The organism is Rhodococcus sp. ENV425 (assembly GCF_002887785.1).
Taxonomy (GTDB): domain Bacteria; phylum Actinomycetota; class Actinomycetes; order Mycobacteriales; family Mycobacteriaceae; genus Rhodococcus; species Rhodococcus aetherivorans.
In genome coordinates, this window is record NZ_PCZU01000287.1 from 14,941 (window position 1) to 16,613 (window position 1,673).

Here is a 1,673-nt window from a genome sequence, read left to right on the forward strand (position 1 = left end):
CGTCGTCGCGGCCGACCCGCGGCACGCCCAGTACCTGGGCGAACACGCCCGCGACGATCTCCTCGACCGGGGTCCGCGGCGGGGTGAAGGTGCGCGCCTCGAAGGTGGGGGCCGGCAGCGCGCGCCGGTCGATCTTGCCGCTGGCGTTCAGCGGGAACGCGTCCAGTGCGACGAACGCGGAGGGCACCATGTACGACGGCAGCGTGGCCGCGAGCGCGTCCTTCGCCTTCGCGGGATCGAACTCCGCACCCGGCTCGGGGACGACGTAGCCGACCAGCTGCGGCCCGAAGCGCGGGTCCTCGCGCACCACGGCGACGGCCTGGCGCACCTCGTCGAGGGCGGCGAGCTGCGACTCGACCTCCCCGAGTTCGATGCGCAGCCCGCGTAGCTTGACCTGCAGGTCCGTGCGGCCCAGGTAGTCGAGCTCGCCCGCGGCGGTCCACCGCGCGAGGTCGCCGGTGCGGTACATCCGCTCGCCGGCGGCCCAGGGGTTCGCGACGAACCGCTCGGCCGTCAGATCCGCGCGGCCGTGATAGCCGCGGGCCAGCTGGACACCGGTGAGATAGAGCTCGCCGGCGACGCCGACGGGCACGGGGTGCAACCGTTCGTCGAGCACGAGCGCGTCGGTGTTCCACACCGGCGTACCGATCGGCACCGCCCCGGCGTCGTCGGCACCCGCCGTGCGGTGGACGGTCTGGATCGTCGTCTCGGTGGGTCCGTACAGGTTGTGGACGGGCGCGTCGTTCAGTGCGCGGAACCGTGCGACGGTTTCGGCCGGAAGGCTCTCGCCGCCGCAGAAGACCTGGGTCAGGGACGCGGCGGTCGTCCGGTCGAGGTGTTCGAGGACCGCGTCGAAGACGGCGGGCACGAACTGGGCCACCGTGACGGCGTGACGCGCGATCGCCGCCGCCATTCCGGCGGGGTCGCGGTGCAGGTCGGGCGCACCCACCACGATCCGCGCCCCCACCAGCGGGGGCAGGAAGATCTCCCACACCGAGGCGTCGAAGGTGGCGGGGGTCTTGAGCAGCAGGACGTCGCCGGCCGTCGGGCCGAACCGGTCCCGCATCCACAGCAACTGGTTGACCACGGCGGCGTGCGGCACGGCCACGCCCTTCGGCCGACCGGTGGAGCCGGACGTGTAGAGCACGTACGCGAGATGCTGCGGCCGCAGCGGCGCGAGCCGGTCGGCGTCGGTCAGCGGCGCGTCGCCGTACGGCGCGGTGTCGGCCTCGTCGAGCGCCACGACCGGCACCGCGTCCGCACCGGGCAGGTGGTCCCGCCCGGACCTGGTGAGAACCAGGACGGGCGAGGCGGATTCGAGGACGTACGTGATCCGGTCCGCCGGCTGGTCCGGGTCGAGCGGGACGTAAGCGGCCCCGGCGGCGAGGACCGCGTGGATCGCCACGAGCATCTCCGTGGAGCGGCCGGCGGCCACCGCGACCACCGTGTCCGGTCCCGCGCCGCGCGCGACGAGATACCGCGCCAGCGCGTTGACCCGGGAGCCGAACTCGCGGTAGGTCAGCGCCGACTCACCCGACTCGATCGCCACGGCGTCGGGGGTGCGGGCCGCCTGCTGGGCGAGGAGATCGACCAGCGTGGCCCCGCAGTCGAGCGTGCGGCGGGGCCCCCGCGCGAGCTGCTCGACCGCGTCGAGTTCCGCGCCCGGCAGCATC

The 1,673-nt window shown here is 74.3% G+C and carries 1 protein-coding gene; it reads right to left on the bottom strand.

Annotated features, from left to right (window positions below):
* Positions 1-1,673 (bottom strand): amino acid adenylation domain-containing protein (locus CQZ88_RS30275; protein WP_146034379.1); only part of this gene is annotated, 1,673 nt, incomplete at both ends.